The 20,589-nt window shown below is 64.9% G+C and carries 18 protein-coding genes; 8 read left to right on the top strand and 10 right to left on the bottom strand.

Translation table 11 applies throughout. The features are described from left to right. Positions 1-241: 241 nt before the first annotated feature. From SJY20_RS02625 to uvrA, 4 genes are all read right to left on the bottom strand, one after another. The gene (locus SJY20_RS02625; RefSeq protein WP_380785053.1) at positions 242-772 is read right to left on the bottom strand and encodes a hypothetical protein; all 531 of its coding nucleotides are present in this window, start codon (positions 770-772) and stop codon (positions 242-244) included. Beyond that, on the bottom strand, positions 769-1,824 hold the full coding sequence (locus tag SJY20_RS02620; protein ID WP_380785052.1) for a hypothetical protein: 1,056 nt from the start codon (positions 1,822-1,824) through the stop codon (positions 769-771). The genes SJY20_RS02625 and SJY20_RS02620 overlap by 4 nt, the downstream gene beginning before the upstream one ends. 116 nt (positions 1,825-1,940) lie before the next feature. After that, the gene (locus SJY20_RS02615; protein WP_380785051.1) at positions 1,941-2,411 is read right to left on the bottom strand and encodes a hypothetical protein; all 471 of its coding nucleotides are present in this window, start codon (positions 2,409-2,411) and stop codon (positions 1,941-1,943) included. Positions 2,412-2,465: 54 nt separating this feature from the next. Then, complete coding sequence (uvrA, locus tag SJY20_RS02610; RefSeq protein ID WP_380785050.1) at positions 2,466-5,369, bottom strand: excinuclease ABC subunit UvrA; 2,904 nt, start codon at positions 5,367-5,369, stop codon at positions 2,466-2,468. 132 nt (positions 5,370-5,501) lie between these two features. On the opposite strand from uvrA, the gene SJY20_RS02605 reads away from it, so the two are divergent. From SJY20_RS02605 to SJY20_RS02595, 3 genes are all read left to right on the top strand, one after another. After that, complete coding sequence (locus SJY20_RS02605) at positions 5,502-6,302, top strand: energy transducer TonB (RefSeq protein WP_380785049.1); 801 nt, start codon at positions 5,502-5,504, stop codon at positions 6,300-6,302. 77 nt (positions 6,303-6,379) lie between these two features. Then, complete coding sequence (locus SJY20_RS02600; protein ID WP_380785048.1) at positions 6,380-6,793, top strand: hypothetical protein; 414 nt, start codon at positions 6,380-6,382, stop codon at positions 6,791-6,793. An 80-nt stretch (positions 6,794-6,873) separates the two neighbouring features. After that, positions 6,874-9,762: a PAS domain S-box protein gene (locus tag SJY20_RS02595; protein WP_380785047.1), complete on the top strand. Its 2,889-nt coding sequence runs from the start codon at positions 6,874-6,876 to the stop codon at positions 9,760-9,762. A 94-nt stretch (positions 9,763-9,856) separates the two neighbouring features. On the opposite strand, the gene SJY20_RS02590 is transcribed toward SJY20_RS02595, so the two are convergent. Beyond that, positions 9,857-10,141, bottom strand: coding sequence for a hypothetical protein (locus SJY20_RS02590; protein ID WP_380785046.1), 285 nt, complete (start codon positions 10,139-10,141; stop codon positions 9,857-9,859). Positions 10,142-10,251: 110 nt separating this feature from the next. Between SJY20_RS02590 and SJY20_RS02585 the strand changes: the two genes are divergently transcribed. Continuing rightward, complete coding sequence (locus SJY20_RS02585; protein WP_380785045.1) at positions 10,252-11,577, top strand: PQQ-dependent sugar dehydrogenase; 1,326 nt, start codon at positions 10,252-10,254, stop codon at positions 11,575-11,577. Positions 11,578-11,756: 179 nt separating this feature from the next. Here SJY20_RS02585 and SJY20_RS02580 read toward each other — a convergent pair whose 3' ends face one another. Together SJY20_RS02580 and SJY20_RS02575 are read right to left on the bottom strand one after the other, a co-directional pair. Continuing rightward, complete coding sequence (locus SJY20_RS02580; RefSeq protein WP_380785044.1) at positions 11,757-12,059, bottom strand: polyhydroxyalkanoic acid system family protein; 303 nt, start codon at positions 12,057-12,059, stop codon at positions 11,757-11,759. 9 nt (positions 12,060-12,068) lie between these two features. After that, positions 12,069-12,488: a VOC family protein gene (locus SJY20_RS02575; protein ID WP_380785043.1), complete on the bottom strand. Its 420-nt coding sequence runs from the start codon at positions 12,486-12,488 to the stop codon at positions 12,069-12,071. A gap of 220 nt (positions 12,489-12,708) precedes the next feature. On the opposite strand from SJY20_RS02575, the gene lnt reads away from it, so the two are divergent. From lnt to SJY20_RS02560, 3 genes are all read left to right on the top strand, one after another. Next, a complete protein-coding gene (lnt, locus tag SJY20_RS02570; protein WP_380785042.1) occupies positions 12,709-14,247 on the top strand; it encodes an apolipoprotein N-acyltransferase in 1,539 nt (512 codons plus the stop codon). A 72-nt stretch (positions 14,248-14,319) separates the two neighbouring features. Next, positions 14,320-15,537, top strand: coding sequence for a methionine adenosyltransferase (gene metK, locus SJY20_RS02565; protein ID WP_380785041.1), 1,218 nt, complete (start codon positions 14,320-14,322; stop codon positions 15,535-15,537). 389 nt (positions 15,538-15,926) lie between these two features. Then, positions 15,927-17,123, top strand: coding sequence for an alpha/beta hydrolase (locus SJY20_RS02560; RefSeq protein ID WP_380788530.1), 1,197 nt, complete (start codon positions 15,927-15,929; stop codon positions 17,121-17,123). A gap of 186 nt (positions 17,124-17,309) precedes the next feature. Here the strand turns inward: SJY20_RS02560 and SJY20_RS02555 are convergent, their stop codons facing one another. Both SJY20_RS02555 and SJY20_RS02550 read right to left on the bottom strand, forming a co-directional pair. Beyond that, positions 17,310-17,912: a phosphatase PAP2 family protein gene (locus SJY20_RS02555; RefSeq protein WP_380785040.1), complete on the bottom strand. Its 603-nt coding sequence runs from the start codon at positions 17,910-17,912 to the stop codon at positions 17,310-17,312. Next, positions 17,909-18,721, bottom strand: a complete 813-nt coding sequence (locus SJY20_RS02550; RefSeq protein ID WP_380785039.1) for a formate/nitrite transporter family protein — start codon at positions 18,719-18,721, stop codon at positions 17,909-17,911. Before SJY20_RS02550 ends, SJY20_RS02555 begins: the two co-directional genes overlap by 4 nt. A gap of 64 nt (positions 18,722-18,785) precedes the next feature. Between SJY20_RS02550 and trmB the strand changes: the two genes are divergently transcribed. Next, on the top strand, positions 18,786-19,466 hold the full coding sequence (gene trmB / locus SJY20_RS02545; RefSeq protein WP_380785038.1) for a tRNA (guanosine(46)-N7)-methyltransferase TrmB: 681 nt from the start codon (positions 18,786-18,788) through the stop codon (positions 19,464-19,466). Here trmB and SJY20_RS02540 read toward each other — a convergent pair. Then, positions 19,451-20,539 (bottom strand): GNAT family N-acetyltransferase, encoded by a 1,089-nt coding sequence (locus tag SJY20_RS02540; RefSeq protein WP_380785037.1) that lies wholly within the window; start codon positions 20,537-20,539, stop codon positions 19,451-19,453. The two genes, trmB and SJY20_RS02540, sit on opposite strands and share 16 nt — an antisense overlap. Between the last annotated feature and the right edge of the window lie 50 nt (positions 20,540-20,589).

Here is a 20,589-nt window from a genome sequence, read left to right as displayed (position 1 = left end):
CACTGGCCGACCGTAGGACGCCCTCGGGCGGAGTACCCGGTATGTCGTGGTGGCGGTGGGCTAAAAACCAGGTCGCGAAGCCGGACTTGGCCCTCTCGGTTTTCCCCTGTCGGGGGAAGGGCGCCGAAGGTGACCGAGGGAGGAGGACAAAGAGCCTGTGTTACCCTCCCGCCCCCTCCGCCAAGCTATGCTTGCCGCAACGCGATCGGCGGTTATGCCATGGGGTGTGGCCCTCCTACGCCTACAGCATCTCGGCATCTAAACGAGATAAAGAAACTTCCCGTCCAGTCGCATGAGATACAGATGACGCGAAGTGCCTAGAAACAGAGTTAATCATTATGTCATCATCAAGCAAAGCTAGGTAGGGCCCTCTTCTTTCGAGCGAAGATGATATAAACTCTTCGACTACAGGTGTCCAATAACCCGGGTTATGAATGGCTTTTTTATAATTTGTTAGGCCAACAATCCCAAATATATCTATGTAACGACTTCCGATTCTTTCGAACTCCCTAAACGCATGGGATCGCCCGCCGACCAAGCGATCCATCCGTGGCGCTGCCCGGATGTCAAAAATCCATTTCGGCTTGATCTGGTCCAACGCGCTCTTGAAAGAGACATAATGAAATTGGGCCACATCCAGGACAACGATAATATCGGGCTCAGGGAAAGGGAAAGAAAGCTGGCGGATCTCTGTGTCGACCTTCTCGGAAAAAGAAGGAATCTCTAAGCTATCGTACACCAGCTTCAACCAGGGTACATCTGGACGGTTCACGTTAGATTTTCCGGACTAATATTAGTTAGCATTGCTTCAACTTGTGAATAGCTAAGTTGAAGTACGTGAGATACTCCGCTTCCATCCGAGTCAGGAAACGAAGTCAGCATCGTGCCATCAATATCGCTTTTTAGATCTCGATCCTTATAAAAAGCCTTGCGGTAAAGTCGCGGAGCTACACCTGTGAATGCTCTAAACAAAACCTGAGGAAGTTTTCCGCGCTTCTCCAATGGAGACTTTTGATGAAACGCACTTGGAGGAATCCAACCTATTTTGTCTGAGGTTATCGAGTCTCCATGCAGCGGCAAGGCCCTGCTTTTGAGGTATGGCTCGATGAACTGAACCTCATCAACACCAGCTGCAACAATATGCCTTGCACAATTGTGGCAAGGATATGTTGTGACAAACAGACGCGATCCTACAGTAGATACGCCCTCTCTCGCAGCAGATAGCAGTGCGTCCATCTCGGCGTGAACCGCTCGGCTAAATTCAATAAGCTGACCTATGCGAGTTCCTCTAAGTCGCTTAATCAAATCCGGCGTGAGCTCTACCTTGAATTCTTCAATATCTTCTACTAGTTCTTTTATGATTTCGTTTTGGGACCTCGTATTTCGACAGTATCCTCCATGAACAGCACACCGGTGATCGCTTTCTGGATGAGGATCCTGATCAGAAAAGTCTTCGAAAGAACCGCCATACACACCGCCTCCTGCCCTCGGAACTTCATTGGTACCCGTGGCCAAAAGGTTTCCTTTTTGATCAAGCAAGGCGGCTCCTACTTGGCGAGACAAACAAGCGCTTCTCATTCTTGCACCATATGCATGGTACATAGCTGTCTCATTTGGGCGGGGCCGGATAATTTTTGAATGACTTAATACGTCAACGAGCCTTCCAAGCTCATCGACAACAGTCCAATCCGGATTTGGCCGACTTTCATCCGCTGCATTCTGAAGAAAGCGTGGCACAGAGTTTTCGACAAAAAAGTCTGCTAAATGAAAAGTTGAGGATACTTGCTGGCCATGCTTCTGTTCAGCTTTTTCATCACGTTTCATAAACAGATCAATTTTAGCTAAGCCGGCATCCTCATACTTTACCGTTAGTCGAGTCTTGCGAGTATCCTCGTCGCAAATTACCCCAATCAAACAAAAAGCTTGTTGATATACACGCCTTAAAATTTCAACCTCAGCGGGATTTCGCAAGGGTCTAGGATATAGGCTCTTTTTTTATCGTCGGGACGTACCGCTTCACCATTCTTGACATCGACACCAATCGACGCGGCACGATGCTGCCTGATTTTCTCGATAAGACCTACAGCAACAGCCGAACTTCCCTGCTTTAAGCGATAAGCATCACCGGCATCCTGCAGAGCTTCAGTCTGCTCCATTTTCGGCGCATCAGGCACAACAATGCCGCTAATGTCGGCCCAAGACGTTATAATATCTCGGGCTTTCAGAATTACCACATCATAGCTGGCGTTACTTAGGAAGTTCTCGAGCGTTTCAGCTACTTCACTTGTGCCAGAGCCGACCGGGCCGACTACACCGAAGATAAACTCCCTCGAAACCAGCTTCCGCACGATCTCGTGCGCATCGCGTGGTTGTGCGTCGTTAGCGGCCGCCGGCTTTAGAACAGTCGCCATAGAAAATATCCCCTGTTTTTGTTCTAGCCCTGCAGCCCTCGGCACCGCAAGAAATTACTGTGACGCCGCCTCCACCACGCGCTTCACCAGCAACGGCGCCAGATACTTCCCTGTAAAGCTCCCCTTCGCCTTCGCCACCGTTTCCGGCACGCCCTCGGCGACGATCTCGCCGCCCTTGACGCCGCCTTCGGGGCCGAGGTCGATGATCCAGTCGGCGGTCTTGATGACGTCGAGATTGTGCTCGATCACCACCACGGTGTTGCCCTGTTCGACCAGCGCGTGGAGGACTTCGAGGAGTTTCCGGACATCCTCGAAGTGGAGCCCCGTCGTCGGTTCGTCGAGGATGTAGAGCGTGTTGCCGGTGGCGCGGCGCGACAGTTCCTTCGAGAGTTTGACGCGCTGCGCCTCGCCGCCCGAGAGCGTCGTCGCCTGCTGGCCGACCTTCACATAGCCGAGGCCGACCTCGACCAGCATCGCCATGCGGTCGCGGATCGGGGGGACCGCCTTGAAGAACTCGGCGGCGTCCTCGACCGTCATGTCGAGCACGTCGGCGATGCTGTGGCCCTTGAACTTCACCTCGAGCGTCTCGCGGTTGTAGCGCGCGCCGTGGCAGACGTCGCAGGTGACGTAGACGTCGGGGAGGAAGTGCATCTCGATCTTGAGCACGCCGTCGCCCTGGCACGCCTCGCAGCGGCCGCCCTTGACGTTGAAGCTGAAGCGGCCGGGCTTGTAGCCGCGCGCCTGCGATTCCGGCAGGCCGGCGAACCAGTCGCGGATCTGCGTGAAGCTGCCGGTGTAGGTGGCAGGGTTGCTGCGCGGGGTGCGGCCGATCGGCGACTGGTCGATGTCGATGACCTTGTCGAGATATTGCAGGCCGGTGATCTTGTCGTGCTTGCCGGCCTGGATCCGCGCGCCGTTCAGTTCGCGCGCGGCGGCGGCGTAGAGCGTGTCGATGGTGAAGCTCGACTTGCCCGAGCCCGAGACCCCGGTGATGCAGCAGAAGGTGCCGAGCGGGATCGATGCGGTGACGCCGCGCAGATTGTTGGCGACCGCGTTGTGGACGGTGAGCTTCTTGCCGTTGCCTTTGCGCCGGGTGGCGGGGACGGGCACGCTGCGGCGGCCGGTCAGATAGTCGGCGGTGATGCTGGTCTTGGACTTGAGCAGCTGTTTCAGCGTGCCTTGCGCCACCACCTGGCCACCGCGGACGCCGGCGCCGGGGCCCATATCGATGACGTAGTCGGCGGTGCGGATGGCGTCCTCGTCATGCTCGACGACGAGCACGGTGTTGCCCAGATCGCGGAGGCGGCGCAGCGTCTTCAGCAGCATGTCGTTGTCGCGCTGGTGCAGGCCGATGCTGGGCTCGTCGAGGACGTAGAGCACGCCGGAGAGGCCCGAGCCGATCTGCGACGCGAGGCGGATGCGCTGGCTCTCGCCGCCGCTGAGCGTGCCGCTGGTGCGGTCGAGGTTGAGATAATCGAGGCCGACATTGTTGAGGAAGCCGAGGCGCTCGACGATCTCCTTCAGGATGCGTTCGGCGATCGCGTTCTGCTGGTCGCCGAGGTGCGTCGGGATGTCGGTGAAGAACTGCAGCGCGTCGACCACCGACAGATGCGTGGCGTAGGCGATGTCCTTCATGCCGATCTTGACCGCCAGCGCCTCGGGCTTGAGGCGCGCGCCGTGGCACACTTCGCACTTGGCGGCGGACTGGTACTTGCTGAGCTCCTCGCGCATCCACGCGCTCTCGGTCTGGAGCAGGCGACGGTTGAGGTTGCCGATGACGCCCTCGAACGGCTTGACGACGTCGTACTTCTTCTTGCCGTCGATGAAGGTCAGCGTGACCGGCTTGCCCTGCGATCCGTGGAGGATGAGCGACTGGATTTCGGGCGCGAGGTCGGACCAGGGGGTGTCGAGCGCGAAGTCGAACTCGCGCGCGAGGCTGCCCAGCACCTGCATGTAATAGGGCGACGGCGGGTTCGACTTCGCCCAGGGGACAACAGCGCCCTTCTTGATGCTGAGGCCGTGGTTGGGGACGACGAGGTCCTCGTCGAACAGCTGCTTCTCGCCGAGGCCGTCGCACGCCGGGCAGGCGCCTTGCGGAGCGTTGAACGAGAACAGGCGGGGTTCGATCTCGCTGATCGTGAAGCCGCTGACCGGGCAGGCGAACTTCTCGGAGAACACGATGCGGCCGGCGGGGGCGTTGTTGCCGAGCACCTCCGATTTCGGCGTGTGCGGCTCGACCGGATCGGCGGGGTCGACATACGCCAGGCCCTCGGCGAGCTTCAGCGCGGTCTCGAAGCTTTCGGCTAGGCGCGTTGCGATGTCGCCACCGACGACGAGGCGGTCGACCACCACCTCGATGTCATGCTTGTACTTCTTGTCGAGCGCGGGCGCCTCGTCGATCTCGTGGATCGTGCCGTCGACGCGGACGCGGGTGAAGCCGGCCTTCTGCCACTCCTGCATCTCTTTCCGATACTCGCCCTTCCGCCCGCGGACGACCGGGGCGAGCAGGTACAGCCGCGTACCCTCGGGCAGCGCCATCACGCGGTCGACCATCTGGCTGACGGTCTGCGCGGCGATCGGGAGCCCGGTGGTCGGGCTGTACGGCGTGCCGACGCGCGCCCACAACAGGCGCATGTAATCATAGATCTCGGTGACCGTCGCGACCGTCGAGCGCGGGTTGCGGCTGGTGGTCTTCTGCTCGATCGAGATCGCGGGGCTGAGGCCCTCGATATGGTCGACATCGGGCTTCTGCATCAGCTCGAGGAACTGGCGCGCATAGGCCGACAGGCTCTCGACGTAGCGGCGCTGGCCCTCGGCATAGATGGTGTCGAACGCGAGGCTCGACTTGCCGCTGCCCGACAGCCCGGTGATCACCGTCAGCGTGTCGCGGGGGATGTCGATATCGACGTCCTTGAGGTTGTGCTCGCGCGCGCCGCGGACGGAAATGTGAGTCAGCATGGGGCAGCGTGTTCCATATTTGTTCGGATCGGGCAAGATCGGGCGAGGCCCGCTGTCGACAGTCGAAGATGGGTTGCTAGAGTGTCGGGGGCAAGTTGGGGGACGGGTATGACGGGCGGGATGATCTGGGCATTGGCGGCGATCGTGGCGGGTAACGCGCAGGCAGCGCCGGATGTTGCGGTGCCGTTGGCGCCATCGGGAAAATGGACGGTCGAACACGAGCCTTACACCTGCATTCTTTCGCGCAAGTTCGGCCCCGCACCGGACGGCGTGTGGTTCGGGATCATGCCCCTGACGTTGGACAGCCACGCGACCGTGGTCGTCGTGCTGCCGAAGAATTTCCCCGGGCATCTGGCGTATCTCGGAAAGGCGCGGATCACATTGTCGCCATCCGGGCAATCGATCACGTCGGCCTTCGCCAAGACAAGGGCGGTGCCGGGGGGCGGTCGCGCGGCTATGATCACGATCGACCGAAGCGACCTGCCCGCTGTGCTTGCCGCAGCGAGCCTTACGATCGAGTCCGGTAGCGTCGCAGTATCGATCGTGCCAACGGCCGGCGCGTCCGCCATCCGCGCGCTGGAGACGTGCGAGACCGAACTGGCGGTACGATGGGGAATCGATGCGGCGGCATTGGCTGCAATAGCGACGCCTGCGGTGCCCGTGGACCCGCTGCACGCGATGATCACCAACGCCGATTACCCAAAGGGCGCCCTATCGAGCGGATCGCAGGGGGATAGCATGATCCTGATGCAAATCGGGACGGACGGAAAGGTCGTCACGTGCAGAACTCTGCAGAGCGCGGGATACCGCGAATTGGACGAGACCGCCTGTCGGGTCAAATCCCGGCGCGCGCGCTATACGCCGGCGCGCGACAAGCAAGGCGTTGCCGTTCCGTCATGGGTATCGACCACCATTTCGTTTCTCATACCGTAACCAGCCGCATGTCGAGATGACGATCCGCTTGTTCCGCGTCGGCCGTGTCTTATATTCCTGACACACAGGAGAATGACATGGCCAAGACGAAAGCTGGGACGAAGAAGCCGGACGGCGCGAAGCCCAAGATGAAGATTCCCAAGGAGATCGCCGGGTTCAAGGTGCCCAAGGACCTGCGCAAGAAGGGTGAGGCGCTGATCGAGCGCGCCAATTCGCCCGAGGGGCGGCAGGCGATCGCGTCGGGGCTGGCGATGGTCGGCGGGTTGGTCGCGGCGAATGCGGCGCGGAAGCAGGCGGAGAGTGCGAAGGCTGCGGAGGCGAAGGCTGGGCCGAAGCCGGAGGCTGCGAAACCTGAGGCTGCTACGTCGTCGGCACAGGCCGGTGCGGGCCCGACCGAGCCGGGCAAGCCGGGGATCAATCCGCAGCAGATGGCGGACCAGATCGGCGCGGCGGCGGACCTGTTGCTGGGGCGGATCTTCGCGAAGCGGTAGCGTCCTCTGGTACGGACCTGCGTAGCGGCTGTCTTTGACTGATGCTACGGCACCCGACAGGCGCTAATCCGTGGACCGCAATGACCGATCTTTCCGTGTACGAGCAGCAGCGGTTGGCGGCGCTCGCCCAGTTCGATATCCTGGACACCCCGCGCGAACAGGCGTTCGACGAGCTCGCGGCGCTGGTCGCTGCGATCTGCGAGGCGCCCGTCGGCATCGTCAACCTGATCGCGGACGGGCGGCAGTTCTTCAAGGCCGAGGTCGGCCTGGGTGTCCGGGAGACTCCGCTGGATACCTCGTTCTGCGCGCACGCCATCCTGGAGGACGATTTCCTCCTGGTGCCGGACGCGACCGAGGATCCGCGCTTTGCCGGGAACCCGCTGGTTACCGGGGACCCGCACTTGCGCTTCTATGCCGGTGCCCTCCTCAAGACGACGGACGGGTTTCCCGTCGGCACGCTCTGCGTACTCGATTACCGTCCCCGCATCCTGACCGACGTACAGCAGCAGGCGATCCGCGTTCTGGCCCGGCAGGTCATGACGCAACTAGAACAGCGTGTCGCGACGGCGCGGATCGCCGCGTCCGAGGAACGCCAGCGCGCCATCGTGGACAGCGCCAAGGACTTTGCCATCGTCGCGACCGACCTGGACGGCAGGATCGACGAGTGGAGTTACGGCGCGGAGCGCGTGCTCGGCTGGGCCGAAACCGAAGCCGTCGGCGAGCATATCGCGCTGTTCTACACAGAGGAGGACCGCGCGGCCGGCGTACCGACGGCGGAGATGGCAGCCGCACGCGAGAACGGTCGGGCGATCGACGAGCGCTGGCATCTGCGCAAGGATGGCGAGCGGTTCTGGGCCAGCGGCGAGCTGTCGCCGCTGAACGATCATGCGGAGCGCCACATCGGCTACGTCAAGATCCTGCGCGATCGCACCGAGGAGCATGTTGCGGGGATAGCGCTTGAGAAAGCGCAGCAGCGCTTCGCGACGATCTTCGACACCATCGAGGCGGCGTTTGCGATCGTCGAGGTGAAGTTCGACGAGAACGACAAACCGGTCGATTACCGCTTCCTCGAAGCGAACCCGGCGTTCGAGCGCCAGGCCGGCGCCGATCTGCGCGGCAAGTGGGTTACCGAGCACGCACCGGACCTGGAGCAGTTCTGGTTCGACACCTATGGCCATGTCGCCAAGACTGGTGAAGCGACCAGTTTCGAGAACTATGCCGAGGCGTTCCAGCGGTGGTTCGACGTCCGCGCGGTGCGGGTCGGCGACCCCGCCGACCGCCAGATCGCGATCATCTTCAACGACGTCACCGCCCGGCGCGAGGGTGAAGAACGCCTGCGCATCAGCGAGGCGGTGGCGCGCGAGAATGTCGAGCGGGTGAAGCTCGCGCTAGAGGCCGGCGCGATCATCGGGACGTGGCACTGGGACCTGCCGAGCGATCAGTTCACCGTCGACGAGGCTTTCGCGCGCGCATTCGGCCTGGATCCTGCGCTTGGCCGCGACGGCATCCCGCTCGCCCAGATCACGGCGACGGTTCACCCGGACGATCAGGCCGGACTGACGGAGGCGATCAACGCCGTCATCGCTCGTGGTGGGTCCTATGCCCATCAATACCGCGTGCGCCGCGCCGATGGCCGCTATTACTGGATCGAGGCGAACGGGCGGGTCGATCATGCGCCTGGCGGAACGCCGTTGCGCTTTCCCGGCGTGCTGATCGACGTCGAGGAGCGACGCACGATCGAAGCGGAACGCGATCGTGCGGTCGCCGACCTGCGTGCGCTTGCCGAGACACTCGAACAGCGCGTGATCGAACGGACCGCGGACCTCGGGCAGGCCGAGGATGCGCTGCGCCAGTCGCAGAAGGTGGAGGCGATCGGCCAGCTTACCGGCGGGGTGGCGCACGACTTCAACAACCTGCTCACCGTCATCCGCGGGTCGGTCGACCTGTTGCGCCGTCCCAACCTGTCCGACGAACGCCGCCTGCGGTATATCGATGCGATCGCCGATACCGCGGATCGCGCGACCAAGCTGACCAATCAGCTGCTGGCGTTTGCACGCCGGCAATCGCTGAAGCCCGAAGTCTTCGACGTCGCCGAGAGCGTGCGGACGGTGAGCGACATGGTCCGCACGCTGACCGGCGCGCGGATCAAGGTCTCGCACCGGTTGCCGTCCGAGCCCTGCTACATCAACGCCGACCGCAGCCAGTTCGATACCGCGATCATCAACATGGCGGTCAATGCGCGCGATGCCATGAAGGGCGCGGGCGAGCTGACCATCGCGGTCGCAGCGACGTCGGGCATGCCGGCGATCCGGTCGCATCCCGCCACCCCGGGCGAGTTCGTGACGGTAACGCTGACCGATACCGGACCCGGGATCTCAACCGAGCACATCGAGCGGATCTTCGAGCCGTTCTTCACGACCAAGGGGGTGGGCGAAGGGACCGGCCTGGGCCTGAGCCAGGTGTTCGGTTTCACCAAGCAATCCGGCGGCGGCGTCATCGTCACGAGCGACGAGGGCGAAGGCGCCAGTTTCACGATGTACCTGCCACGGGTCGAGGACATCGACGGCATCGCAACCGAAGCGGGCGACAATTCCCTGGCGCTGGGCGACGGTGCCTGCGTGCTGGTGGTGGAGGACAATGTCGAGGTCGGGATGTTCGCGACCGATGCGCTGGCCGAACTGGGTTACCGGACCGTCTGGGCGATGGACGGGTCCAGGGCGCTTGCCGAGCTGGCGGCGGGTGCGGAGCGGTTCGACATCGTGTTTTCCGACGTGATGATGCCGGGGATGTCGGGGATCGAGCTGGGTCAGGAAATCGCCCGACTGTATCCGAGGCTGCCGGTGGTGTTGACCAGCGGGTACAGCGAAGTCCTCGCGCAGGGTGGGACGCACGGGTTCGAGCTGGTGCACAAACCCTATTCGATCGACTCGTTGTCGCGGGCGTTGCGGAAGGTTGCGCGGCCGCGTTGAATTCGAGCTGATCTCGAAGCGTAGCGGCCCGCGGCGTTGCCGCGGGCGATCTTGCGCCGAAGCGGCCCGCGGCGTTGCCGCGGGCCGGGGCCGGTTACTTGACCTCGGCGGTGCCGTTGATCACCGCGGCCTTCTGGCCGTTGGTCAGGGCGTCGGCGTTGACGTCGGCGTCGTCGATCGCGTCGGAGCGCTCTTCGCCGTTGTCGCGGATCGCCTTGGCCTGGTCCTGGAGGTTGTCGGCGGTCGCTTCGAGGGCTGCCGCGTTGTTGTCGGCGGCCTGCTCGACCTGGTCGCCGAGCTTGTCGTCGCCCTTGCCGCCACAGGCGGCGAGCGACAGCGCGGAGACGGCGAGGATGGCGGCGGTGAAGGCGGTCTTCATAGAATATCGTTCCTGGTCGTTTCGGTGGCGGGACAACCGGCGTGCGCGGCGTTGGTTCCGCCGGGTTGCCCCGGGTTGCCCAGTCCGGCGCGCTTCTCTACCCTTGCGGCATGCGCAAACACATCCTCATCGTCTCCGGCCTGATCCTGCTCGTGATCGCCGCGGGGATCGCCTATTTCGCCTGGCCCGACACCGCGAAGCTGCCGGTCGATGCGGTCACCGGCAAGCTGCCCAGGATCACCGCGCCGCGCGAACAGCTGATCCCGACGGTCGACGTCGCCAAGGTGGTCGGCTGGCAGGGCAACGCGATGCCGACGGCGGCGGCGGGGCTGAAGGTGCAGCCGTTCGCGAGCGGGCTCGATCATCCGCGCTGGATGTACCGGCTGCCGAACGGCGACGTGCTGGTCGCGGAAACCAACTCGCCGCCGCGCGAGGGGGGTGGGATCACCGGCTTCGTGATGAAGATCCTGATGGGCCGCGCGGGTGCGGGAACGCCGTCGGCGAACCGCATCACGCTGCTCCGCGATGCCGACGGCGACGGCGTGGCGGAGACCAAGACCGCGTTCATGACCGGGCTGAATTCGCCGTTCGGGATGACCTTGCTCGACGGGCAGCTGTATATCGCGAACACCGATGCGCTGGTCCGCGTGCCGTATGTCGAGGGCGCGACGAAGATCACGGCCAAGCCCGAACTGGTGATCAAGCTCAATCCGGGTGGCAATCACTGGGCGCGCAACGTCATCACCGCGGCGGACGGCAAGACGCTGTACGTGTCGGTGGGGTCGTCGACCAACATCGCCGAGAACGGCATGGACGCGGAGAAATACCGCGCCAACATTTTGCAGGTGTGGCCGGCGGACAAGAACTGGCGGATCTATGCCGCCGGCTTGCGCAATCCGAACGGGATGGCGCTGAACCCGAAGACCGGGGGGCTGTGGACCGTGGTCAACGAGCGTGATCAGCTGGGGTCGGACCTGGCGCCCGACTATCTGACGCAGATCGAGTTCGGGGATAATTTCGGCTGGCCGTGGTATTATTGGGGCGGCTATCCCGATGCACGGGTCGAGCCGAAGAACCCGGCGCTGCAGGAATATTCGAAGCGGCCGGATTACGCGCTGGGGCCGCATGTCGCGGCGCTGGGGCTGACGTTCGCGCCGGATGCCAGACTGGGGGCGCGGTTTGCCAATGGCGCGTTCGTGGGCGAGCACGGGTCGTGGAACCGCAAGCCGGTGTCGGGGTACAAGGTGGTGTACGTGCCGTTTGCCGCAAACGGGTTTCCAACGCCTAACGTGAAGCCGGTGGATGTGCTGGGCGGGTTTCTGGATGCCGATGGCCGGGCGCAGGGGCGGCCGGTCGGGGTGATCACCGACAAGAGCCGCGCGCTGCTGGTTGCGGACGATGTCGGGAACCGGATCTGGCGGGTTAGCGCGCGGTAGGGCTTGCGGTTTTGGTGCGGGGCCCGGGTTTACGAGCGCGGCGCTTGGGACCCTGGGTCCTGACTTTCGTCAGGATGACGGAGTTTGGGAGGGACCGTCATTCTGACGAACGTCAGGATCCAGGGTTGCGGGGCTGCGCCTGGGGCTTTGGATGCCGGGACTAGCCCCGCCCAGCCGGGTTATTTCAGCAGCTTTGGGGCTTCGCGTTCGATCGCGCCTTTGATCTTGCTGGCGAACAGGCCGAGGATTCCGGGCAGGTCGACGACCGCGTGGACCTTGTCCTCGAACACCGTGGCGCTGCTGGCGATGGTCTGGCCCATCGCCTGGACGGTGAAGTGCATCGTGTCGCCCTCCCAGCGGTGATCGACCTTGCCGCCGCCGGGGATCTTCGAGACGACCTGGTCGACGCCGCCCTCCAGCCGCTGGCGGACCGCCTGCTTGCCGAGGGTATGCGGGATGTCGAGCGTGATCGGGTTGGCCATGGGACGTCCTCAGTTCGCGAAAATCTGTGCGTCGTCTGCAAACGCCTTGAACTCGAGGGCGTTGCCGGACGGGTCGCAAAAGAACATCGTCGCCTGTTCGCCGACCTGGCCCTTGAAGCGGATATGCGGGGCGATCCCGAACGTCACCCCGGCAGCGGCGACGCGCGCGGCCAGCGTTTCCCAGTCGGGCATCGTCAGCACGACGCCGAAATGCGGGACGGGGACGCTGTGGCCGTCGACCGGGTTGGCGACCGCGACGGCGCGCGCGGACGGATCGAGATGCGCGACGATCTGATGTCCGAACAGGTCGAAATCGATCCACGCATCGCTGCTGCGGCCTTCACGGCAGCCGAGCGTACCCGCGTAGAACGCGCGCGCGGCGGCGATGTCGTGGACGGGGAAGGCGAGATGGAACGGGCGGAGCGTCATGAGTGAGGTGATACCGTGTGGGTAAGCGGTCGTCATCCTAAACGTGACTGGGGGAAGCGCCTCATCGCCACCCCGGCGCAGGCCGGGGCCCAGTTGGGGGACGATGGTGACGAAAGACCGCGCTTCGTTACTCCGGCCTTCCCAACTGGGCCCCGGCCTTCGCCGGGGTGGGGAATGGTGAAAGATTGCCGAGGCCCGGCGCGCGCGGCATAGCGCGGGGGTGAACCGTTTTCTTACCTCCCCTGCCCTTGCCGCGCTGTTGCTCGGGGCGATCGCCGCGACGGGGTTTGCGCCGCTCGACCTGTGGCCGCTGACGTTGATCGCGACCGGGTTGTGGATCGGCCAGATCCATGCGGCGCCAACGCTGCGCAGTGCTGCGGTGCGCGGGTGGCTGTTCGGGCTCGGGCATTTCACCGTCAACAACAACTGGTTCCAGCACGCGTTCGATTTCCAGGACGCGATGCCGCCGGTGCTCGGCTATTTCGCGGCGGTCGGGCTGGCGCTGTACCTTGCGTTGTTCCCGATGCTCGCCGCCGTGCTTGCCTGGCGCATCGCGCGGCGGGGGGCGATCGATCCGGCGTTCGTGCTGATGTTCGCCGCGGCGTGGATCGCGAGCGAACGGCTGCGGAGCGTGCTATTCACCGGCTATGCGTGGGATCCGCTCAGTGTGGTCTGGTTGCCGGCGATCGGCGTGGCACGGCTGTCGGCGTATATCGGCACTTATGCGCTGTCGGGGGTGACCATCGTTGCCGCGGGTGCGCTGATGTTGCTGCTCCGCCGGCGGTATGCGCTGCCGGCGATCGTGGTGCCGGCGCTGGGGCTGGCAGCGCTTTCGGCATTGTGGACCGACGCCCCTGCCGCCGCGCCCGGGACTCCGCTGGTGCGCGTCGTCCAGCCCGATATCGGGCAGGAAGATCGTAGCGAGTCGGACGGCGAACGCGTGCTGTCGGCGCTGGAAAAGCTGTCGGGCACGCCTGGTACGCAGGCCCGGCTGGTGGTCTGGCCCGAAGGCGTGGTGCGCGACTATCTCGAGGATGGCTATCCGTTCTACGCCTATGACTGGTCGAGCCCGCTATACCTGCGGCGGCGGATCGCGCGGTTGCTGGGGCCGGGCGATATCCTGCTGACCGGGGGTACCGCGCTGCAGTTCGACCGCGACGACAAGATTTCGGGCGCCGCCAATTCCGTGTTCGCGCTCGATGGACAGGCGCGGCTGCGCGGGCGGTACGACAAGGCGCACCTGGTGCCGTATGGCGAATACCTGCCGATGCCGTGGCTGCTGAAGCCGCTCGGACTGGCGCGGTTGGTGCCGGGCGATATCGACTTCAATCCGGGGCCCGGCCCCGGTAATCTGACGCTGCCCGGGTTCGGCACGATCGGGATGCAGATCTGCTACGAGATCGTCTTCTCCGGACAGACCGTCGACCGTGCGCATCGTCCGCGGCTGATCTTCAATCCGTCGAACGACGCCTGGTTCGGCCGTTGGGGCCCGCCGCAGCATCTGGCGCAGGCGCGGATGCGCGCGATCGAGGAGGGCCTGCCGATCGTTCGCGCGACCCCGACCGGGATTTCCGCGATCATCGCTGCCGATGGCCGGCTGCTGGCGACCGTGCCGCACGAGACCGCGGGCGCGGTCGAACTGCCGATGCCGCCCGCCCTTGCCCCCACGCCGTTCTCGCGGGTCGGCAACGCGATGGCGGCGATCGTCGCCGGGCTGCTGTTTGCGATGGCCGTTGCCCTGCGTCGCCGGCCGCGCTAGGAACATATAAAGCTTTCCTTATATGTCGCTCCAACCCCAGGATCCTGGGTCGGGCCTTAGCCGTGAGGTACTATGCGCAAGTCCTTTCTCTTCACTTCCGAATCGGTCTCGGAAGGCCATCCCGACAAGGTCGCCGACCAGATCAGCGACACCGTCGTCGACCTGTTCCTGGCCAAGGATCCGCAGGCGCGAATCGCGTGCGAGACGCTGACCACGACCCAGCTGGTCGTCCTGGCCGGCGAAATCCGCGGCAAGGGCATCTATGAGGACGGCCAGTGGGCGCCGGGCGTGCTCGACGAGATCGAGGCCGCGGTGCGCAACACGGTCAAGGAAATCGGCTACGAGCAGGCCGGCTTCCACTGGGAGACGTTCGCGTTCCACAACAACCTCCACGGCCAGTCCGCGGAGATCGCGATGGGCGTCGACGAGAGCGGCAACAAGGACGAGGGCGCCGGCGATCAGGGCATCATGTTCGGGTACGCCACCGACGAGACCCCGGGGCTGATGCCCGCGACGCTGTACTACAGCCACAAGATCCTCGAGCGGATGGCCGCCGATCGCCATTCGGGTGCCGCCCCGTTCCTCGAGCCCGACGCCAAGAGCCAGGTGACGCTCGAATATCAGGACGAGAAGCCGGTCCGCGCGACCGCGCTGGTGGTGTCGACGCAGCATGCGCCGGGCTATTCGGAAAAGGGCCAGAGCCCCGATCCGGCGAAGTACGCGGTGCTGCGTGATTACGTGATGGGCGTGTTCACCGACGTGCTGCCGGACGGCTTCATCTCGGACGACACCGCGATCTACATCAACCCGACTGGCGCGTTCGAGATCGGCGGCCCCGACGGCGACGCAGGCGTCACCGGGCGGAAAATCATCGTCGACACCTACGGCGGCGCGGCCCCGCACGGCGGCGGCGCGTTCAGCGGCAAGGATCCGACCAAGGTCGACCGTTCGGCTGCGTATGTCGCGCGGTACCTGGCGAAGAACGTCGTCGCGGCGGGCCTCGCGCGGCGCTGCACGATCCAGCTGTCGTATGCGATCGGGATCGCCGAGCCGCTGTCGGTCTATGTCGACCTGCACGGCACCGGCACCGTCGAGGAAGCCGCGCTTGAGGCGGTGTTGCCGAAGCTGGTCCGCCTGACGCCGAAAGGCATCCGCGAGCATCTGAAGCTCAACGCGCCGATCTACAAGAAGTCGGCCGCGTACGGGCATTTTGGTCGCGAGCCCGAGGGTGATTTCTTCACCTGGGAGAAGACGGATCTGGTCGAGAAGCTGAAGGCTGCAGTGGCCTGATCTTCGGGTAGCTAGGTTGGTGGTACAGGAAGCCCCTGCCGGATCGTCCGGCGGGGGCTTTTTCGTTGCCTGTCGATCGTCGCGGCGAATTGCCTACGCCTGCCCTTCCATCGTGCCGATGATGGAAGGGCAAGCAAAGGCCATGCGGCGGGCTGACGGTCAACCGTGCCCCGTTCTCTACCGGTTCGAGACTGGCCCTTCCCCCCAGTTATGCGCGAATGCTGAACAGCGGCGGAAATGCCTTTCTGCACAAGATATCTGTGCCGACCTCAGGCCATTCTGCCTGCACACGTCGGACCTTCGCTCGACAGCGATAAGGCAAAGCAACTAGCTGGTGACACAGTGCCACCCGATCGCCTAACCTAGCAGATGCATGCCTGGGGGGATTGGTGGCGGAAGATTTATATCGTAGCGAGACTTTGCTTGTCCGGTGCATACCGGGCACCGATCAGAACCGGTGGGTAGTCACGTTCGACCATCACAGCGCCGGGCCGGGGTTCGATCGACCAGGATTCGCCGAAGCGTTTCTGAAGGATGCGGGCGTTTCCCAGATCGCGGTTCTCGGCGCGGGCAACCACTGGTACCAATATCGCGATATCGGTGTTGCGCTCGACGTCGTTCGCGCACGGATCGCGGGCGCCGCGCATGTCGTGACCTATGGGTCCAGCATGGGTGCCTATGCTGCGATCCGTTTTGCCCCCCGGCTTGGCGCCCACGCCTGCCTCGCGGTGTCGCCGCAATACAGCGTCGACCCGGTGGTCGTGCCGTTCGAATGGCGCTGGCCGGATGACGCGAAGACAATTGACTGGCTGCCCGAATGGAACGGCCCGATCGAGCGCGGTGTTCGCACCGTCGTCATCGCCGATGCGCGGCTGGATGATGCAGAGCATGTCCGACGCATAGCCGCCGACATTCCCATCGAATCTGTTTCGCTCGCCTATATCGCGCACCCCGCCACCACCTATCTCAATGCCGCCGGACTATTGCAGCGCGCGGTGATCGAAATGGTGGAGGATCGCTTCGATGCGGCGACGTTCCGGCGCGACGCGCACGCTCGCCGCCGCCAATCGGATGTCTATCTCGGCGAACTCGCGCGGCTGCAGCCCGCTTCACGTTCGCGCACGGCAATCCGGATTGCCCGGCGGGCGGTGGGGGTAGCGCCTGACAGCCCGCTAACCCACCACGTGCTCGGGCTGCGCCTCGGGACGTCGGGTCAACATGGCGAAGCGCTCTACCATCATCAGAGGGCCGTGGAGATCAGCGAGCGGTTCTGGGGCTACACATTGGCGTATAGCGAGGCACTGGCCGCCATCGGGCGCGTCGACGAAGCGTTTGTCGTGGCGCAGGACATGGTAACGCGAGATCCGCACCTTGCGCCGCTGCATCACTGGGCCGGGCACCTTCATTGGTGCCAAGGTCGGCGACCCGAGGCGCAGTATCATGCCGCGACCGCATGCACGCTGGCACCCACCAATACATTCTATGCCAGTAGCCTCGCGCAATATCACGCTCCGGTCCGATGGGCGATCGCCCGCAACGCTCGCTGGGTCGGGCGCCGCATCAGCCGATGGTTGCCCCGCGCCTAGCGCACGACGTCGCCGGTCACGATGCGATTCCAATTGTGATCGACCGAGAGACCAAGGCGTCTGTGCAGTTGTCCGCGACTGATACGCGCGTCGACGAAAGTAGCTCGCCTGCCACTAGGTTCGACGGGCATACGATCGAAGTGCTTGCGGAAGCATCTACGTCCGACATCTGCAATTTTTAGGTGCTTACGGCCGCGCGTCGACCACATCCTCGACGCGTGGCGCGACGCGGTCGAAGACGGCGCTGACCAGGGCTTCGGCGATCCAGCCTACTGCGGCGCCGGCGACGAGGTCGGTGAGGTAGTGCTTGCCGTTGACGGGCTGGGCGGCGGCGATGCCGGTGGCGAGGAGGGCGGCGGGGACTGCGGCGCCGTCGACGTCGCGCGAGACCGCGATGGCGACGGCGACCGCGCCGGCGGTGTGGCCCGAGGGGAAGGAGGTGAGGTCGTGGTCGCGGCTTTCGCCGGGTTCGAACACCGTCTTGCCGTCGTCGATCGCCTTTTCGGGGCGGGCGCGGTCGACCGAGCGCTTGACGGCGGTCTTGACCGCGGTGGCGACGACGTGCGCGGCGAGCATCCGGACGCCGCCGCGGACGAGGTCGGGACGCTTCAGCGCGAGCCCGACCACCGCGGTGCCGACCGAGGTTGCGATCATCTGGGGCTGGTCGCCGAGCTCGGCCAGGAAGCCGGTTGCCTTCACCAGCGGCGTGTCGCGGTGGCGGGCGGCCTTGTGGGTGGCGCGCTCGTCCGCCGCGACGACGGTCTTCACGGCCTGTTTCGCTGTGGTCATTCCTTGCCTTCCTTCATTTCGCCGCGGACCTGCCCGTGCGCGAGCAGCGCGAATATGCCAGCGCCGCCTAGCAGATTGCCGAGGATCGCCGGCAGCACCAGCCCGGCGAGCGTCTGTACGACGCCGGTGTGGCCGGAGAACAGCAGCAGGAACGCCTCGACCGACCCGACGATCGAATGGCTGAACCCGGCAACCGCGACGACATAGGTGATGGCGACGATGACCTGGAACGCCTGGTCGCGCGCATTCGGCAGCGACCAGGCGAGGATCGCGATCATGAAGCCTGCGGGGATCGCGTTGACGAACGTCGCCATCGGCGAGAGTTCGGTGATGCCGGTCGACACCGCGATCATCGCGTCGCGCAGGTCGGCGTTGCCGAGCAGCCCCGCGGCGATCGCGCCGCCGGTGATCGCGGTGCCGGCGAGGTTGGCGGCCAGCACCACCGCCCACAGCCTTAGCGTGCGCCTGAGCGCCCAGCCCGATGGCTTGGTGACCAGCGGCAGCATCGCGGTGATCGTGCTTTCGGTGAACAGCTGCATCCGGCCGAGGATGACGATCAGGAAGCCGATCGGATAGCCGAGCGACACCACCAGCTCGCGCCACGGCGTGTCGGGAAGCGCGGCGTGCAGCGCGCCCTCTGCGACCAGCGAGCTCGAGATCGCGAGACCCGCCGCGAGGCCCGAAAACGCGAGCGACGCCAGCGGGCGGTCGAGTTCCTCCTCGCCCGCTTCGCGTACCGCCTGGTGGAGGTCCTTGGCGTCGGCTGCTTTCAGCGAGTCGACGTCGTCTTCGGGGGGGTGATCGGCCATTCGGTCATGCAACGGACGGCGCGGCGCTTTGCTCCGGGGCGTGATGCCGTTAGAGCGCGCGGCGATGAACGATCCCGCCACCATTCGCCGCCTGTATGGCCGTCGCCAGGGCCACAAGCTGCGCGCCGGCCAGTCCGCGCTCGTCGAGACGACGCTGGCCGAGCTGTCCGTGCCCGAGACCGGGGCGCTTGATGCGGAGACCCTGTTCGGAGATTCGCGGCCCTTGCAGCTCGAGATCGGGTTTGGCGCGGGCGAGCATCTGGCGGGACAGGCGGCGGCGCATCCCGAGACCGGGTTCATCGGCTGCGAACCGTTCCTCAACGGCGTGGTGGGCGCGCTGGGGCATATCCGCGATGGTGGGCTTGAGAATGTCCGGCTGCACATGGGCGATGCGCTGGAGGTGATCGAGCGGTTGCCCGATGCGAGCCTGTCGCGGGTGTATCTGCTCCATCCCGATCCGTGGCCGAAGGCGCGGCATGCCAAACGACGCATGGTCAACCATGGGCCGCTGGACGCGATCGCCGCCAAGCTGATGCCGGGCGCCGAATTCCGGCTGGGGACCGACGACCCGACCTATTGCCGCTGGGCGATGATGATCATGAACCAGCGCAGCGATTTCGAATGGCAGGCGAAGACCCCGCAGGACTTCCTGGTGCGCCCCGACGACTGGCCCGAGACTCGGTATGAGCGCAAGGCGCGGCGGCACGGGCACGAGGTCTGGTATTTCCGCTACATCCGTCGTTGACTGCTGCGACGCCATAGCCAGCCGAGCACCCGGCCGGCGAGCGCGGGGAGGCCGGGGCGGAGCAGCAGCCAGTCGCGGATCGGGGCGCCTTCGGTGGCGCCGATGACCTGTTTATAGCCGCTGTCGCCGGAACCCCAGTCGACCCGCCGCGCGCCGCGGGCCATCGCCGCGACGAGGTTGCGCCAGTAGAGCAGCTTGCCCGGCGAGTGTTTCGCGAAGGCAGGGTCGTAGCTGTTGGCGACGGCGTAGAGCAGGTCGCCGGTGTCGATGTCGAACGAGAACGCCGCGGGTGCGCCGTCGATGGTCAGCAGCGCGGCGCGGAGCATGTCGGCGAGCACCGGATCGGCGACCGCCGCGCGCCAGAATGCGCCGTGGCTGTCGGTGAACTTCATGTCGCTGCGGTCGGTTGCGGCGAGCCAGCTCTTTTGCTCGATCGCGGCGAGTGCGTCGAAGCCGGCGGGCCAGTCGGTGCCGGACAGGAATCGCCAGTCGGGTAACCCATGCGCGGCGAGGTGCTTTTCGTGGAAGCGATTTTTCCGGAGCGTCGAGGCGCGTGGCCAGGGATGGCCATCGACGACGGGGTCGAGGTCGAGCGTCCAGCTGGTTCCGAGCTGCCGGTCGATCGCGGTCCAGCCGGCAGCGCGCGCGGCGGCGATCAGTGGGGTCGCCGCCGGGTCGCCGTCGAGAACCGGGCCGATGCGCAGACCGTTGACCGAGCTCGCCAGCGTCGCGAGCGCGACCTTCAGGACGGCGTCGCCGGTGCCGAGCGCGAGGCCGAAGCTGCGGAACGGCCAGTAGCAGCCGGGGACCGTGGCGAGCCTTAGCCAGCGCGGACCCGCCGCGGTGAACGGCAGCGCCAGCACGGGCGCGTCGTGCTCGCCGACGAGCAGCGTGCGCGCCTGGCCTCCGTAGGCTGCCAGTGCGGCGGCATACCAGCCGTAGCGCAGGAAGGCATGGCTGGGCGCCGCGCGATCGGCGACGGTGTCGATCGCGGCGGACAGCCCGACCACCACTTCCGCGACAATCGCCGGCGGCAGGCGCACGAAATCGGCCAGGAGGATGGGCTTCGTCACCCCTGCCCCTTAGCCGATGCGGGTTACCAAGTCGTGGAAAGCAACCGGCG

The organism is Sphingomonas sp. R86521 (assembly GCF_042466235.1).
Lineage (GTDB): Bacteria > Pseudomonadota > Alphaproteobacteria > Sphingomonadales > Sphingomonadaceae > Sphingomonas.
This window is presented reverse-complemented; position numbering and strand designations above follow the sequence as displayed.

Coding starts and splice junctions, on each gene's coding strand:
- SJY20_RS02600 (WP_380785048.1), top strand. CDS start 6,380: ATGGCCAAGACGAAAGCTGGGACGAAGAAGCCGGACGGCGCGAAGCCC.
- trmB (WP_380785038.1), top strand. CDS start 18,786: ATGAACGATCCCGCCACCATTCGCCGCCTGTATGGCCGTCGCCAGGGC.
- SJY20_RS02590 (WP_380785046.1), bottom strand. CDS start 10,141: ATGAAGACCGCCTTCACCGCCGCCATCCTCGCCGTCTCCGCGCTGTCG.
- metK (WP_380785041.1), top strand. CDS start 14,320: ATGCGCAAGTCCTTTCTCTTCACTTCCGAATCGGTCTCGGAAGGCCAT.
- SJY20_RS02575 (WP_380785043.1), bottom strand. CDS start 12,488: ATGACGCTCCGCCCGTTCCATCTCGCCTTCCCCGTCCACGACATCGCC.
- SJY20_RS02585 (WP_380785045.1), top strand. CDS start 10,252: ATGCGCAAACACATCCTCATCGTCTCCGGCCTGATCCTGCTCGTGATC.
- SJY20_RS02550 (WP_380785039.1), bottom strand. CDS start 18,721: ATGGCCGATCACCCCCCCGAAGACGACGTCGACTCGCTGAAAGCAGCC.
- uvrA (WP_380785050.1), bottom strand. CDS start 5,369: ATGCTGACTCACATTTCCGTCCGCGGCGCGCGCGAGCACAACCTCAAG.
- SJY20_RS02615 (WP_380785051.1), bottom strand. CDS start 2,411: ATGGCGACTGTTCTAAAGCCGGCGGCCGCTAACGACGCACAACCACGC.
- SJY20_RS02555 (WP_380785040.1), bottom strand. CDS start 17,912: ATGACCACAGCGAAACAGGCCGTGAAGACCGTCGTCGCGGCGGACGAG.
- SJY20_RS02595 (WP_380785047.1), top strand. CDS start 6,874: ATGACCGATCTTTCCGTGTACGAGCAGCAGCGGTTGGCGGCGCTCGCC.
- SJY20_RS02580 (WP_380785044.1), bottom strand. CDS start 12,059: ATGGCCAACCCGATCACGCTCGACATCCCGCATACCCTCGGCAAGCAG.
- SJY20_RS02620 (WP_380785052.1), bottom strand. CDS start 1,824: ATGAAACGTGATGAAAAAGCTGAACAGAAGCATGGCCAGCAAGTATCC.